8 protein-coding genes are annotated in these 16,174 nt (G+C 44.3%); 5 read left to right on the top strand and 3 right to left on the bottom strand.

The annotated features are described in order from the left end of the window. Nucleotides 1-59: 59 nt before the first annotated feature. From PQ469_RS03525 to PQ469_RS03535, 3 genes are all read right to left on the bottom strand, one after another. Nucleotides 60-662: a hypothetical protein gene (locus tag PQ469_RS03525; RefSeq protein ID WP_274211755.1), complete on the bottom strand. Its 603-nt coding sequence runs from the start codon at nucleotides 660-662 to the stop codon at nucleotides 60-62. Between the two features lie 202 nt (nucleotides 663-864). Continuing rightward, entirely contained in the window at nucleotides 865-3,270 is a 2,406-nt protein-coding gene (locus PQ469_RS03530) for a glycoside hydrolase family 127 protein (protein WP_274211756.1), read from the bottom strand. A 3-nt stretch (nucleotides 3,271-3,273) separates the two neighbouring features. Then, complete coding sequence (locus tag PQ469_RS03535; protein ID WP_274211757.1) at nucleotides 3,274-5,643, bottom strand: glycoside hydrolase family 127 protein; 2,370 nt, start codon at nucleotides 5,641-5,643, stop codon at nucleotides 3,274-3,276. 332 nt (nucleotides 5,644-5,975) lie between these two features. Here PQ469_RS03535 and PQ469_RS03540 point away from each other — a divergent pair, with 332 nt between their 5' ends. The 5 genes from PQ469_RS03540 to PQ469_RS03560 all read left to right on the top strand — a co-directional run bounded on the left by PQ469_RS03540 (nucleotide 5,976) and on the right by PQ469_RS03560 (nucleotide 16,061). Continuing rightward, nucleotides 5,976-8,999, top strand: a complete 3,024-nt coding sequence (locus PQ469_RS03540; RefSeq protein WP_274211758.1) for a SusC/RagA family TonB-linked outer membrane protein — start codon at nucleotides 5,976-5,978, stop codon at nucleotides 8,997-8,999. Nucleotides 9,000-9,024: 25 nt separating this feature from the next. Next, entirely contained in the window at nucleotides 9,025-10,410 is a 1,386-nt protein-coding gene (locus tag PQ469_RS03545) for a SusD/RagB family nutrient-binding outer membrane lipoprotein (RefSeq protein ID WP_274211759.1), read from the top strand. 419 nt (nucleotides 10,411-10,829) lie between these two features. Further along, a complete protein-coding gene (locus PQ469_RS03550; RefSeq protein WP_274211760.1) occupies nucleotides 10,830-11,732 on the top strand; it encodes an AraC family transcriptional regulator in 903 nt (300 codons plus the stop codon). A 171-nt stretch (nucleotides 11,733-11,903) separates the two neighbouring features. Further along, complete coding sequence (locus PQ469_RS03555) at nucleotides 11,904-13,703, top strand: DUF885 family protein (RefSeq protein WP_274211761.1); 1,800 nt, start codon at nucleotides 11,904-11,906, stop codon at nucleotides 13,701-13,703. Between the two features lie 66 nt (nucleotides 13,704-13,769). Beyond that, nucleotides 13,770-16,061, top strand: a complete 2,292-nt coding sequence (locus tag PQ469_RS03560) for a S9 family peptidase (RefSeq protein WP_274211762.1) — start codon at nucleotides 13,770-13,772, stop codon at nucleotides 16,059-16,061. The last annotated feature ends 113 nt before the right edge of the window (nucleotides 16,062-16,174 follow it).

Below are 16,174 nucleotides of genomic sequence, written 5' to 3' on the forward strand. Positions count from 1 at the left end.
ATAGTTAATGACAATATATAAGTACAATGCCTAAAGCCGAACTGAATGAAAAAAGCGGTTTAGTAATTGAGGGATAATGCCTGTTTATAATACCGCCTGATTGCTCTTTGTTTATCGGCCTCTATTTCGGTTTCCAGCTTTTTGCATGTAAAAATGGCAACTCCCAAATCGGCCTTACACTGGTAGCGTAACGAAAGGCTTACTTGGCTTGAATTCCAGTTATAAATATCCGAGTAGTTATCTGGCTTCTCGGTAAACTGGCCATATAGGCTGATGAATTTTTTTAATACTTTATATGCATCCGAAAGTTTAAAAAACAGGTAAATGTTCACTATGCTATCTTTATAGGCACGGACAGCTACCATGTCAAGGTCTATGCTATCGCCAAGGGTAAAAGCATAAGGCTCGTTATAGGCATATTTTATGCAACTGTCGGCATCAATGCGGCTATCTCCGTCGAGGTATGTTAATTTACCGTATGGCAGTGTGCCGATAGCTTTGCCCAAAGCAATGCAGCCATTGAATCCATTGGAGGCCATTAGGTATTTAAGAGAACCCGTTTTAAGTGTTTGGGCATGTGCCATAAACCATTGGCAGCCAACGATGATAAATAGGGCTGTCCTGATGCCCGGGATAGCCGTATGGTAAATTCTTTTGTCCATATCTCTCCACCTTTCATAATAATGAAGAGACAAGTTTAACATCGAATTTTAGTCGCGATGTTATTTTGGTTAGTTTCCGATTAAATTGTAAATAAAGTGTGAAAAGAAAACGGAACATTGCAATTGATTTACAATTGCAATGTTCCGTTTCGGGCACAAATATTTCTTAATGATTAAAGGGGGGCTGGAATATTATTCAATGTTATTTGACCGCCCATTCATGGATACCGGCCGAATTATCAACCGGAAGCTGAATTTCCATCCGTAAAGCGGTAGTACTTACCGGCTCAAAACTTACCGTATTAAAGCTATCCTTGCTGATGGTGTAAGGCGTTGTGTTTTTTACCGGTACCCATTGCCCATCTTTTTTATACAATATTTTGTACGATGCCGGGATGCGGCAACCACCCCAGGGTCCATCGTCAAACCAATAAACTTTTGATTCGCTTACGGTATGTGCCGCGTCAAAATCGTACTGAACAAATTCGCTGGTATCCTTAGCTGGCCACCAGTGCATAAAGGGAAAGCTGTTATCGTTTGAACTGGCCGGTTCATACTGGTCTTTTATAGATGCAAACATCTTTTTATTTTTTAATGATGCACTTACTTTACTGGTACTTGCAATGGTAGGTGCCGGCTGCGGCCTTGAAGCTGATGCCTCATAAGGGATCCAAACCGTCATTTCACTTGGCCCGCGGTTAGCCCAGGCGTAGTAGGGGATGGCCTTTACCTGTTGGCTGGTTTCGGTCAGTTTATCGCTGTTGAGTTGCCTTTTGGTGCTTTTGCCCTCGGCATTAATAACATCTACGCCGTTCAAGAGGTCGGCCTGGTAATTGGCGTTTGCTATGGCGTTTTTATCTATCATGATGTTTTGCACCAGGCTGTCGCGGTTATCGGGGCCTTCCAGGCAATAAACAATAGGGCCGCGCTCAAAGGCAAAACGATCCCTGTCGTCTTTTACCTTTTGGTTGGCTAATACCTTTTCAGTTTCCATAGGGAGGTTAAGGCTTACCTTATCGCCTTTTTTCCAGCTGCGTTTTAGTACGGCGTACCCTTTTTCGGTTACAAATGAGGTTGCTTTGCCATTGATAGATAGTACAACAGGCAGCTGTACATTATTCATAAATGAATATAAATCGCCGGGAACAGGCTTCTGTTTGGCCCATCCGGGGATGCGTATCCTTAAGGTGAAGACTGTTGCTTTTGCCGGGTTAACGGTAATATCAACCTTGCCTTTCCAGGGGTAATCGGTGGTTTGTACAATGTTTACATTTCCCGATGTTAGCTTAATGTTACTGGTATTGCTCATGAAGAGGTTAACATACAGGTCGTTTTTGTTTTTGGCGTAAACATAGCCGGGTAACGATGGTAAAAAGCGTGTCATGTTACTGATGCAGCATGCGCAGCTTATCCAGGCGCTGCGCTGGTGCTGGTTCATGGATGCCAGTGGGTTGGGGTAAAAAAAGCGGTCGCCACTCAGTGAAACGCCCGAAAGCAGGCCGTTGTACAGCGTCCGTTCCAGCACATCAATATATTTAGCATCGCCATGAAGTAAAAACATCCGGTTGTTCCAGTATACATTGCCAATGGCCGCACAGGTTTCGGCATAGGCCGACATGTTGGGCAACTGGTAAGCATCACCAAAAGCCTCGCCATTGCCGGTTGCGCCAATACCGCCGGTTATATATAATTTCTTGTTAACCACATCGCCCCAGATATCATCAATTGCGCTCAGGTATTTGGTATCGCCGGTTAAGGCAGCAATATCGGCCATACCGGTATACATGTAGGCTGCACGTACGGCGTGGCCTTCGGCCTCGTGCTGGTCAACCACTTTTTTATTGGCCTGGTTGTATGATTCGCCTTTGGGGCCGCGTACATCCAAAAAGAATTTGGCCAGGTCAAGGTATTCTTTTTTGCCGGTAACACGGTACATTTTGGATAGGCCTATCTCCACAATCTGGTGACCGGGATACTCTTCAATTTTGCCCGGCCCGAAGGTTTTTACCAAAAGATCGGCATTTTTTATGGCGATGTTAAGCAAAGTACGTTTGCCGGTAGCCTGGTAATGTGCTACGGCGGCTTCGTATAAATGCCCGCAATCATACAATTCGTGGCTTAATACTTCTTCATTCACCCAGCGCTTGTCGCCTATCCATTCATGAGGTTTTTTGGCGTGTACCGTGCGGAAGGTATACAGGTAACCATCCGGTTCCTGCGCGGCCCCAATAATACCAATGAGCGTATCGATATATCTATCCAGCGTAGGGTTCTTTTTGTTTTGCATGGAATAGGATGCCCCTTCAATGGCTTTGTACACGTCGGTATCGTCAAACGGGAACTCACTTAGCTTATCGCCATCTAATTGTTTGGCGGCGCGTAAAAAGTTATCCATGCGGCCGTTCTTTTTACACTGGGCAAGTACATACGGGATAGTTACATTGGCATTTACCGCCATTTTAGGCTGCCAGAATTTATCGTTTACCTGCACATTGGTGAATGCTACAGGTTGAATAGGATAATCCTTTTGCTGGGCAAATAAGTTGCTGCTTAAACCTAATACCGATGCCGACAACAGGCAGGCTATTTTAATTTTACTGGTCATCATATTTTAGTTTTTTACCATGCGGCTGCCATATACGGGGCCGGCACTGTTATCTTTTTTAGGTAATAATTTAACGCTTACTTTTTGCTTGCCCTTGGTTAACTCAATGGGGATCAGATAGCTGATGTCGTAGAAACGGCTCTCTTTGTACTTGTTTAAATCCTCGGTTGCCACTTTGGTGCCATCTATCATAATATCAAATGTGCGGCCGCGGTTATCCATACCCCAATACGTGTTAATGAGTGTGTTTTGGGTATTGGCATCAACCTTCATATCGTAGGTAAAATAGCCGCCGTTCTCTGTCGACCGCCATTTCTTTTGATGGTCCTCGCCGGTGGTGGTGTTCTCGCCGGCAAAATTATGGTCGCGCTCGGGTTGCATTTCGCCTATGCGTAAAACATCGGTAGTGTGGGCTTCCAGTTCCTGTTGTTTTTTCTTTTGCTCATCATAGGCTTTTTGTTGTACTACCCAGGCATCCGGTGTAAATACATCCCAATAAACCGAGTAATATTCATCTTTGGTTTGGTTAAAGGGGATCAGCTTCACCTCTTCGGGTTTTGAAACTTTTTCGGTACGGAAGCTTAACTGGGTTTTATCAACCATTTGCAGCCATTTGTTAGGGTCGGTTTCGCTGGTTACAAAAACTGGTACTCCTTTTAACGGGTCGGGCTCGGTGTTGCCCAAAACGCCGGCTAACAAAACCGGGCCATAGAATATAGCGCGCCTGTTGGCATTATCGGGCATGGCCTCGGTATATAAACTCTCGGGCGTAGTAAACGTTACTTTATCGTTATTGCGCCATTTACGGTTCAATACAAAATAGCCTTCCGCATCAGGAGTAAGCTGTTGTGTTTTTCCGTTGATACTGATTGTAGGGTTGCCTGTCCATTTGGGTTTGCGGATGCGGATAGCAAATGTAGACGGTTTTGCAAGGGTGATAGTATAAGCCATCCGATCTGCCGAAGGCAAATTACCTTCCTGTTTAATGCTCAGGCCTTTCTGCTTCCAGTTTAATACCGACGGAATAAACAGGTTGATATAAACACTCCCATCGGCACCCCTGAAGTAGATGCTTTCGTTATACTTTACATGGTTTTCCATACCCGAGCCTACGCAGCAGGTAAAATCATCAAAGGGGGTGCTGTAGCTTTTTTTACCGCCCATGCGCAAAGGCACAAAATAACATACCCCGCCTGTTTGGTGGTTTTGCGATGCCAGGATGTGGTTGTATAAGCCCTTTTCGTAATAATCCATCAACCTTGCCGAAGGCTCAACCGCAAATAAATGGCGGGTAAGCTTTAGCATATTATAGGTGTTGCAGGTTTCGGTAGTGTTTTCGGTAAGCTTGTCATTTAGTTTGCCCGGCTCGGTAAGGTACTCGTAATTACTGTTACCGCCGGTTGCGTAGGAGTGAAAGCCGGTAACGGTTTCCCAAAAGAAATCAGCTATGGCTTTGTCCTTTCCATCACCGGTAAGTTCATATCTGCGGGCGCTGGCTATTATTTTAGGTATCTGGGTATTAGAGTGCTTGCCGGGTAATATATCGTTCTTTTGGGCAAGCGGATCTAATATGCGCTTATCGTAAAACTTGTACGATAGATCCAGGTATTTTTTGTCGCCGGTAATGGCGTATAAATTGGTCAGGGTTTCGGCCATGCCCCCGTATTCGCAAAGCAGCATTTTTTGCAGCTTGTCGTCGTCAAGGTTTTTGATGGTTTCGCCTGTCCAGTTGGCCATGCCCTGGCATATTTTGAGGGCCTGTGTATTGTTAGTATATAAATAGGCATCCAAAAGCCCGGCCATAACCTTATGTACAGTATACCACGGCGACCAGCCACCATTTAAATCGAACCCGCGGGAACGGATGTCGCCTTTGGCTACTTCGGCCCAAATGGTATCTTCTTTGGGTATAGCGCCAACATAGCCGCTTTTACGCGCCACCTGGCATTCGTTCAGTTGGCTTACTATATAGTTTGTACGTTTCAAAAACTCTGGGTCGCGGGTTGATGCATAGTGCATGGCAATGGCCGATAGGTAGTGCCCCAAAGTATGCCCGGCCAGGCCCGAGTTTTCCCAGCCTTCGTATATTTTCCCTTTAGGCTGTAGGCCCGAGTGAGAACGGAAACCCGACAGTAATCGATCTGGCTCGATAGTTAATAAATAAGCGGCGTCAACCTGCATAGCCTTTTTGAAGGGACTTTCTGAAAGTTGTACATCTTTTAAGTCAAAGCTATAGGCCTTAACCGGAACAACAGGTTTTACTTTAAAGCGGGTATCGTTCCATTCAGGTACGTAAGATTGCGCCTGCGTTTTTTCGGCAGCAATAAAGCATGCAACGGCATAGCAGCTTATTTTAAAATACTTGTTTACAAACATTAGCATAAGGTTAACACTATAAATTCAATTTATAAAATTACCGGGATGAAATGAATGTTTATGGATAATAATTGGCAGGTTTTAGCCGGATATTAGCTCTTTTTTTGCGGTATTGGCGTTTTTGAGGTTTTATTAATGTTAACAGTAAAGTAGCCATTATTGCCGGGCTTTATGCAATAATTACAATTTATTAATGCCATTGTAATAAGAAAGTTAATATACGGGCAGCTTTGGCAAAATTTTGTAAAAAATGCAGTGTTGGGGGCAAATAGATTTACATATCTGAAAATCAGGTTGTAAATAAATAGATTTTAACCCCAAAACTTTAATTTATGAAGTTGAAACAATTACTAAAAAAGTTCATTTTGCCTTTAGTAGCCTTGTTTGTATTTTGCTTAAATGCTAATGCACAAACAGTTACAGTAAAAGGAAAAGTATCTGACGATAAAGGCTTACCCCTGCCTGGCGTCACCGTCAGATTAAAAGGCACCAACAAAGGTGTAAGTACCAATATTAATGGTGCCTACAGCATCAGCTACCCGGGTACCGGCACGCTTAACTTTTCGGCCATTGGCTATATCCCCAAAGAAATTAAGCTTACCGGCCAAACCGAGATTAATGTTGTTTTGCCCGAAGACAACCAGGCGATTAGCGAAGTTGTGGTTACGGCACTTGGCATAAAACGCGATAAAAGGGTGCTAAGCTACAGCAGCCAGGAAGTAAAAGGCGCCGAGCTGGTTCAGGGAAAAGATCCTAACATTGTTAACGACATTGCCGGTAAAGTATCTGGTGTGCAAATTACCAGTTCATCGGGTAACCCGGGCAGCTCTACCCGTATTGTAGTTCGGGGCGCATCGTCATTTTATGGCGATAACAACGCGCTGATGGTTATTGACGGTATCCCGATTGATAACAGCGAAACAGGTAACCTTAACTCCGGCCCGGGTACAAGCAGGATTGCCGATTTGGACCCTAACATTGTTGAAAGCATCAACGTGCTAAAAGGTGCGGCTGCAACTGCATTATATGGTTCGCTGGGTGCCAATGGTGTTATTATCATTACCACCAAAACCGGGTCGGCCGGCAAAAAAGCTACCGTCAGTTTCTCGTCTGATTTTTCGTCGGAAAATCCTTTACTGCCACAAATCCAGAGCAAATATGCCCAGGGAACAAACGGACAGTTTTATGATGGTACAACTTTAAAAACCAGCACCTCCTGGGGGCCGCTGATGGATACCCTGAAGATAAACGGCCAGGCTGCAAAAAAATATAATCAATCAGACCTGTTCTTTAAAACCGGCCATACCTATAATAATGTGGTGAGCATTAATGGCGGCGGTGAAGCTTCAAACTACTATATATCGTATTCTAATTTTAATCAGCAAGGCACGGTACCAACTACCTCGTTTATCCGTAATTCGTTGTTTGCAAAGTATGGTGCAAAGATTCTGCCTAACCTGACCACCACGTTCCAGTTAAATTATTCCAATTCGCAAAACGACAGGCTGCCCGAAGGATGGGCTTTAGAGAGCCCGGTATGGACAATTTTTACTGCCCCCATATCGTACAACCTGTTACCTTATGAAAATGGCGACGGAACGCAGCGCTTGTACCGTTACTCCAGGAACAATCCTTACTGGGTATTAAATAATATCTCGAACAAATCTGGGGTAAACCGCTTTATGCCAACTTTTACCGCAGATTACAAGCCTTTAAAATGGCTTACCGTAACTGAGCGTTTTGGTGCCGATGTATACGTTGAACAGGATAAATACCATGAATCTGCCAACTCAGTATCTAACCCCAACGGCCGTATTGTAGTTAATAACGCCAATTTCAGGCAGATTAATAACGATTTGATCATCAGCGGTAACCATCAGTTTGGCGATTTTAACATTGATGGTGTTTTGGGAAACAATATTTTTTCGCAGTATACCGAAAATTCATATGCCAACGGCGTTGGTCTTTCGGTGGCCGATTTAGATAACATCAGTTCGGCATCTACGGTAAGTTATTCTGAAAGCCATGCGTTGGTGCGCAGAATAGGTTTTTACCTGCAAACCAACATCGATTATAAAAAATTCCTGATACTTTCTCTTACCGGCAGGTATGATGGAAGTTCGGTACTTTCAACATCCAATAATTTTTATCCTTACGGATCGGCAGCAGCCAGCTTTATATTTTCGGAATTTTTCTCCAAAGATTTCCAGGATGTGATGAACCTGGGTAAATTCAGGGTTTCGTATGCAACAGTTGGTGGCAGTAACGTAGGTGCTTATTCACTTACTACACCTTACTATAGCCAAACCATCCGCAATATTACCTTCCCTTACCAGGGCCAGTCTGGATTCTTGCTAAGTTCGACATTGGGTAACCCTTTCCTGAAAAACGAAAGGATAAACGAGTTTGAAGCAGGTTTCGAAACAGGCTTTTTTAACAACAGGATAAGCCTGGAAGCATCATATTTTGCTAAGAAGACCGTAGACGGTATTATTCCAGGCGTAAGTATAGCCCCTTCTACCGGTTATAGCGGTACAACGGTAAATACCGGTGTAATGCAAAACAAGGGGATTGAATTGTTGCTTACTGTGGTGCCCGTTAAAACCAGGGACTTTAACTGGTCGGTAACCATGAACTTTACCCGTACCCGTAATAAGGTGTTAAACCTTTATGGCGATTTGCAACAACTGGGCAACGGTTTTACCTCACTTATTGTAGGTCAGCCTTATGGTATTATATACGGCACACGCTATGCACGTAATGCACAGGGTAAATTATTGATTGATGCCGGTGGCCTGCCTTATGCCGACGATACACAGGGTATAATTGGTAACACCAATCCTGATTGGACCGGCGGTTTCAGCAGTAATCTGCGTTATAAACAATTTAACCTGAGCTTCTTTTTTGATGTGAAAAAAGGCGGCGATATTCAGAACAATGTTGATGGCTACGGATACTTTTATGGTACGCCCAAAGTTACCGAAAACCGCGGCCCGAGAGTGGTTGACGGTATAAGCGCTGTAACAGGCCAGCCAAATACTATCTCTGTTAACGGCCAGGCATATTACCAGCGTATAAACGGCATCACCGAATCGGTAATACAGGATGGTACCTATATTAAATTGAGGAATGTGAGTGTAGGCTATACTGTAAAACCGTTGTGGTTAAAAAGCACACCTTTTAAAACGCTTAATTTTAGTGTAACCGGTCGTAACCTGTGGATTTATGCGCCGCACTTTACCGGCGGCGATCCGGAAGTAAGCTCATTTGGCGCGTCAAACGGTGCACAGGGTATTTATTCCTTCTCTACCCCAACTTCCCGTTCAATCGACTTTAGCTTAAAATTCACACTTTAATCCATTTATCAAACAAAAAAGTATCATGAAAAAAATATCAATGATTTTAATATCATGTATCCTGATAAGTGCTTCGGGGTGTAAAAAATATATCGATGTAAATCAAAACCCCAATCAGCCCATTGACGTGGCCGAGGCCCAGATCCTGGCGCCGGTTGAACTGGATATATCATCAAGCCTGTATGCGGGTAACGTGGCCGTAATTGTACAGGAATACATGCAGGTTGCTGCCCTTAACCAGGTAGCACCCAATGCAGGCACGTACCTAATGTATAACTCGGATATGGATGGCGACTGGGGCAACCTGTATGTAACCTGCCTGAATAACCTGGTAACGCTAAATCAGAAAGCTACGGCCGATGGTAAATCAAATTATGCAGGTATAGCTAAAATATTAACAGCATATTGCCTGGGTACCGGAACTGATTTGTGGGGAGATATGCCTTATTCGCAGGCCTTTAAAGGAAGCGCTGAGTTTACGCCCGTATATGATGCCCAAAAAGATATCTATACCCAGATACAAAGTTTATTGGACGCCGGTATTGCCGATATTGCCAAAAACGGTACGGTAAAACCTGGCGGCGACGACTTTTTTTACGCCGGCGATATGAGTAAATGGACAAAATTGGCCTACACTTTAAAAGCGCGTTATTATATGCACCTAACTAAAGCGCCGGGTTACACCGCCTCAACGCAGGCTCAGCTGGCACTTACAGCTTTGGAAAAAGGCATGCAATCAAACGATGATGACTTTAAAATGGCTTATACAGGCGCGGCTGGTGGCGAAAATCCATGGCAGCAAAACTTTATATCGGCCAGTACGGTTGTTTTGGGTAGTACTTTTGTTAATGGTTTTTCAACCCGTAGCGATCCACGCTTAAGTGCTATGGTAGCTCCGGCTACAGCAACGGGCCTTTACACCGGGCTGGGACAGGGCCTAAATACAATTGGCCAGTTGGAAGACTACTCACGTCCCGGCGACTTTTATGGCGCCACCGGAGCCACCAATTACATTGTAAATTATTCGGAAGCATTGTTTTTAAAGGCCGAGGCTACACTGATAACATCGGGCTATACAAGCGCGGCGCCTGTTTACCAAAGCGCGGTTTTATCGCACATGACAAAGCTTGGTGTTAGTACAGACAAAGCCAACGCTTACCTGGCCTCAAGAACCTTAACCGCCAGCAATGCCGAGCAATTGATCATCGAAGAAAAAGGTATTGCCAACTTCCTCTCGCTGGAAAATTTTACGGACTACCGACGCACCGGTTATCCTGTTTTGCCCGCCGTACCAAACGCGTTGTCGGCCATACCACGGAGGGTATTATACCCGCAGGCTGAAATAACATCAAATCCACAGCCACAGCAAACAGCTAAGCTTACCGACAGGGTTTGGTGGGATGTTAAATAATTTGCCACCCCCTTGTTAATAGCATAACTATTACACCCGTATTCCTTAACAGGATGCGGGTTTTTTTTTCCCTGGGGATTTTTTTTGGGGCAGGGTTATCAAAAATGCCTGACCTTTTTAAATTCTTCCCAAAAGAGGTCGTTTCTGTCAAATTTATTTTAATTGTTCACGGTACAATTAACTTATAAAATAATGCGCGTAAACACGTGAAGGATAGTTATAAGGAATGGTTTATTATTGTATAAATAACATTTAATGTTAGTATTGAAATGGTCCAAAAAGGCATTAATGGCTAAAGTTTTCATCGCTCCATCTGCATGAAATTAACAGATGATAGCAGCATTTTATCCGTTTAGGGCCGATTGTTGGTTTTTAGAGTTAAGTAATTGTAAATTCAGGGAACATTAACAATCGTTCATATGAAAGTTTTACAATTTACTATCCCTGTACCCCATGATAAGAGTGTGATAGCAGAAAAAGTTTCTCTTCCATACCATTATCCTTATCTGCACCGCCATAAAGAAATACAGATTACCTGGATCCAGAAAGGAGAAGGAACCCTGATTGCCGGCAACAACATGCACGATTATTCATCGGGCGACATTTTTTTACTGGGCGCCAATTTACCGCATGTGTTTAAAAGCAACCCCGAATATTTTGTAAACGGGGGCGATAAGCAGATTGAGGCCATATCTATTTTTTTTAACCCCGAAGGAACCCTTGCCCCGCTGTTTGATTTACCCGAGCTAAAATCGAGCAAGATGTTTTTGCAGCAACACCAGCAGGGTTTTAAAATACCCCATAGTGCTGCTGATAAGGTATCGCAAACCATGATAGCTTTACGAAATGCCGGTGGCACAGATCAGCTTGTTCAGTTTTTTAACCTGCTTAAGGCGTTAGTCAATATGAAAGTAAAGCTGGATCCTTTATCAACCTATGGTAACCTGCCGGGCATTACCGAGAATGAGGGGATCAGGATAGGCAATATTTACAATTTTATTATGCAGCACTATAGCGAGCAAATAACGCTGGAAGATGTTGCCAAAGTAGCCTTTATGACGCCCGAATCGTTTTGCCGGTATTTTAAAAAGCATACCGGGCATACCTTTATATCCTTTTTAAACGAGATACGGGTAAACGAGGCCTGCAAAAAACTGATAGCCCACAAGTTTGAGAGTATTAATACCGTGGCTTACAAATGTGGTTTTAAAAGTATCACCAATTTTAACCGGGTATTTAAATTTGTAATAGGTAACTCGCCCCGCGGCTACCTCGATTCATATAACAATAACCTGGTAAGCCTGAGCAGGGCGGCAAGTTAATATGCCGCCAGGCCGTGTCATTTAATTCAATATCACACACCCCTTTTAACTTTAAGCATTGCGCTTTCAGCTTTAAGCTTTTAAACTTGTCAATAAATCAACAACTCTTTAGCTTTAAGCTTTGCGCTTTCTGCTTTAGGCTTTCAAACTTACCATCTAAAAAAACAACCTGTGTTCACTACCACAAAAACAACCACCACCTTTTTCGCTGTACTTTGTTTAGCCACCTGCTCATTGGCGGGCAAGGCACAAACAGCTGCCGCTAACAATGCCCTTTATGAGCAAACCAGCGAAATGGCGGGCACCATTATTCGTTATGGGCAGGATATTAATGCCATTAAAGATTTTTACTCGCCTTATTATGTTAACGAGCATAACGAGGATGAGTATAAAATGAATGTGCTTAACTCGCCCGAGCAGCGCAAAAGGCTGGTTGAAATTGACAACGATTACCTGAAGCAATTGCAACAGGCCGATTTTGAATCGATGAGTATTTATGGCAAAGTAGATTATATTTTGCTAAAAAAAAGGATAAAATTCGATCTGAACGACCTGAAAAATGAAGAGGAAAAGTATAACCAGGTTGCCAAATACCTGTCATGTGCCGATGGTATTTACGCCCTGGAAAAGAGACGCCGCCACGGCGATTTTATGGACGGCGAAAAAGTGGCAACCGAGTTAACTGCTATACTGAAACAGCTAAAAGCCGACACCGCGGCATATCATAAACTGCCCAGCCTGGATATGCCCCTGGCGCGAATTACCAAAGAAGCGCTGGCAGGCCTTAAGGGGCGCCTAAGAGACTTTTATAGCTTTTACAATACATACGATCCTGCCTTTACATGGTGGGTGCCCGGGCCCTATAAAGCCCTTGATGCCGCCCTTGGCAAGTACAGCGATATGGCATTAAGCAAAGGCAAAGTAATTACAACCCAAAAGCCCGATAGCAGCGGTATAAAGGGCGTGCCTATTGGCCGCGATGCCCTAATAAGCCAGCTACAGGCCGAAATGATCCCCTACACACCCGAAGAACTGATCCAGCTGGCCAATAAAGAATTTGCCTGGTGCGATAAGGAAATGTTAAAGGCGTCGCAGGAAATGGGTTTCGGTACCGATTGGAAAAAAGCTTTGGAGAAGGTAAAAAACAGCTATGTACCAGTAGGCCATCAGCCGGAACTGATTGTGAAATTATATAACGATGCCATCAGTTTTATCAAAGAACGTGACCTGATTACGATACCGCCATTGGCCGAAGAAACCTGGGGCATGACAATGATGTCGCCCGAGCGACAATTGGTTAACCCGTTCTTTTTGGGTGGTAAAGAGATCATGATATCGTACCCAACCAATAGTATGGAAGCGCAGGATAAGCTCATGAGCATGCGTGGCAATAACCCTTATTTTTCAAGAGGCACAGTTCAGCATGAATTAATACCCGGCCATAACCTGCAATACTTCATGAACAGCCGGTACAAAGCCTATAGGCAGGATTTTGTGACGCCATTTGGGGTAGAGGGATGGTCGTTATACTGGGAGTTATTACTGTATGATAAGGGCTTTGCCAAAACTCCCGAAGAAAGGGTTGGGATGCTATTTTGGCGCATGCACCGTTGCGCAAGAATCATCTTCTCGCTCAATTACCATCTGGGTAAATGGACGCCGCAGCAATGTATCGACTTTTTGATTGACCGTGTAGGGCACGAAAAAGCCAATGCCGCCGGTGAAGTAAGGCGTTCTTTTGAAGGTGGCTACAGCCCACTTTACCAGGTAGCCTACCTGCTGGGCGGTCTGCAAATAATGGAGCTTAAAAAGGAGATGGTTGATAGTGGTAAAATGAGCTACAAGCAATTTCATGATACGTTTATGAAGCAGAATCTTATCCCTATTGAAATGATGCGGGCCACATTTATCAACCAGCCATTAACCAGGGATTTTACCACCAGCTGGAAGTTTTACGATTTTAATAAATAACAAATGCGGCCTGGTTTTAGCGCCGGGCTGCATTAAAAACATTCATCAATTTTCATCTGTCTCTAAATGCGATACACTCGTTTTTGTTTGTTGCTGGTTTTTTTAGCTAACTTTAGCTACGCCCAAAAACCGGCGGTTACACCATATTTGCCAACCCATCAACAAATGCTGCAGGCCTATGCCAATGCCGACAGGCTGGATTCTGCCTGGAAAAAGATCCCGGTTGTAACCAACATCAGGCCCAACTGGCAGGCAAACGGCAAGCAATTTTGGTATGACAAGCGTGCCGGGGCCGATGCTACTGAATATTACTTTGTTAATGCCGAAAAGCAAACCAAACACCAGGCCTTTGATACCAAACAAATGGCCAATGCAGTGGCTGCCGCGTTAGGGAAACCTGTGCCCGCAAATAAACTGCGCATCACGGCTATGTTTTATGGCGCCGATGAAAAGCAGATTACTTTTAAAACCGGCAAAAACTGGCTTAAATGCGATTTAAGTAATTACCATTGCGAAAAAACTACCGATACCGTTTTTAAGGATTTCGACCCAACCGCCCCGCTGCAAAAACGCACCTATCGCTGGGAGGCTAATGTTACCGATTCGGTTTCTCCCGATAAGCAATGGACGGCTTTTATCAGGAACGGGAATTTGTATGCCAGGGCCTTAAAGGGCTCTGCCGAAATACAGTTTACAACTGACGGTACTAATGATAAGCCGTATGCCGAAATCACATGGTCGCCGGATAGTAAGCATTTAGTGGCTTACCTTACCGATCCTAAAAAAACAAAAAAGGTATACTATGTATTAAGTTCGGTACCCGGCACTACAAGGGGCCAGCTCGAATCGCATGAGTACGACCAGCCGGGCGATGAATTTACATCGTACCAGCCTTTTGTTTTTAATATTGCCGATAAAAGTAAACTGCCCGTTGATGCCGAAAAGATTGATTTTTTTGGGGCGCCCATACTGCACTGGCGCGATGTTAACAGCCGCTTTTACACTTATGAAAAAGTTGACAGGGGACACCAGCGGTTCAGGGTTATTGAGGTTGATGTACAAACAGGCAAAACCCGCAACATCATCGACGAGAAAACGAATACTTTTATTTACGAGCAAAGGCTATATACGCATTATCTGCCCAAAACCCATGAAGTAGTATGGATAACCGAAAAAGATGGCTGGCGGCATGTTTACCTGGTTGATGAGTTCACCAGCAAAGAAAAGCTAATTACCAAAGGCAATTGGGTAGTACGTGATATTGATAGCATTGACGTAAATAAAAGGCAGCTATGGTTTACTGCCAGCGGCAAAAACGCGGGCGAAGACCCTTATTTTATTCACTATTACCGTATAGGCCTCGATGGTAAGAACATGGTTGACCTTACCCCGGAAAAAGGGAATCACCGGCTTACTTTCTCACCTGATAGGAAATATTATATCGATACTTATTCGGAGGTAAATATTGCGCCGCGTATGGTGCTCAAAAATACAGCTACGCTGAAAACTGTTATGGAACTGGAACATCCTGATATAGCGCCCTTATTAAATACCGGCATAAAATTGCCCGAAGTGTTTGTAGCAAAGGGGCGCGATGGGGTAACCGATATATGGGGCGTAGTTTATCGCCCTGCCAATATGGACTCCGCTAAAAGCTACCCGGTAATTGAAAATATTTACGCCGGGCCACAAGATTCATTTGTGCCTAAAAACTTTGCAGCTGTTAACGAAATGCAAAGCATAGCCCAGCTTGGCTTTATTGTGGTACAAATTGATGGCATGGGCACAGCAAACCGCTCCAAAGCTTTTCATGATGTATGCTGGCATAACCTTGCTGATGCAGGTTTTGCCGACCGTATTTTATGGATGAAAGCGCTGGCGGCAAAATACCCGCAAGCTGATATCAGCAGGGTGGGCGTTTATGGCACATCAGCAGGCGGGCAAAATTCGGCCGGTGCGGTATTGTTTCATCCCGAGTTTTATAAAGCGGCGGTATCTGCCTGCGGCTGCCACGATAACCGCATAGATAAGCAGTGGTGGAACGAGCAATGGATGGGTTACCCTGTAGGCCCGCATTATGCCGAACAATCAAACATTACCAATGCTGCAAAACTACAGGGCAATTTAATGCTGATAGTGGGCGAGGCCGATACCAACGTACCTCCCGAGTCCACCTATCGTTTTGCTGATGCGCTGATAAAAAACAATAAGTTTTTTGATTTTCTTACCGTGCCGGGAATGGGCCACGGCGATGGCGGTGTTTACGGCCGTCAAAAAAAGCGCGATTTCTTTGTTAAACATCTCTTAAACGCCGAGCCGCCCGCCCGGAATAGTGGCGAAACATTGAGTGTAAATTAACGCAAAGGCCGGGTGGAAGAGACAGGGCATAAAACGCATCCACTTTTTGTGCCTGTTGACGGCCAAAACAGGTACCGGAGAGATTTAAATCTGTCAACCAGGATCAGGTAGTA

Source organism: Mucilaginibacter sp. KACC 22773, from assembly GCF_028736215.1.
Lineage (GTDB): Bacteria > Bacteroidota > Bacteroidia > Sphingobacteriales > Sphingobacteriaceae > Mucilaginibacter.

Bases quoted from the DNA above. Each gene is read 5' to 3' on its own strand.
- PQ469_RS03525 (WP_274211755.1), bottom strand. From the start codon at position 662: ATGGACAAAAGAATTTACCATACGGCTATCCCGGGCATCAGGACAGCC.
- PQ469_RS03530 (WP_274211756.1), bottom strand. From the start codon at position 3,270: ATGATGACCAGTAAAATTAAAATAGCCTGCCTGTTGTCGGCATCGGTA.
- PQ469_RS03535 (WP_274211757.1), bottom strand. From the start codon at position 5,643: ATGTTTGTAAACAAGTATTTTAAAATAAGCTGCTATGCCGTTGCATGC.
- PQ469_RS03540 (WP_274211758.1), top strand. From the start codon at position 5,976: ATGAAGTTGAAACAATTACTAAAAAAGTTCATTTTGCCTTTAGTAGCC.
- PQ469_RS03545 (WP_274211759.1), top strand. From the start codon at position 9,025: ATGAAAAAAATATCAATGATTTTAATATCATGTATCCTGATAAGTGCT.
- PQ469_RS03550 (WP_274211760.1), top strand. From the start codon at position 10,830: ATGAAAGTTTTACAATTTACTATCCCTGTACCCCATGATAAGAGTGTG.
- PQ469_RS03560 (WP_274211762.1), top strand. From the start codon at position 13,770: ATGCGATACACTCGTTTTTGTTTGTTGCTGGTTTTTTTAGCTAACTTT.